The 223-nt window shown below is 62.3% G+C and carries 1 protein-coding gene; it reads left to right on the plus strand.

Annotation, left to right across the window (positions count from 1 at the left end):
• On the plus strand, window positions 1-223 hold a 223-nt coding region (locus tag ACM6J5_RS27700), incomplete at both ends, for an immunoglobulin-like domain-containing protein (protein WP_414929707.1).

The raw sequence follows: 223 nt of genomic DNA on the forward strand, positions 1-223 counted from the left end.
GTGCAGGGCGACGACGTTTACAAGGACGGTCAGACCCTCTCGATTGGCGTCAGCGATGCAACGGTTGACGGCAAAACCTTCGAGAACCTGGTGATCGACGGCACCGCGGCCAACGTGGCCATCACCGACACCGTCAGCGAAGTCATCGCCACTTTGACCGCGGACAAATCCACCGTGGCCGAAGGCGGCCAGGTCACCTACACCGTGACCCTGACCAACGCGG

Origin of the sequence: Pseudomonas sp. IT-P74, assembly GCF_949768175.1 — a bacterium.
GTDB lineage: Bacteria > Pseudomonadota > Gammaproteobacteria > Pseudomonadales > Pseudomonadaceae > Aquipseudomonas.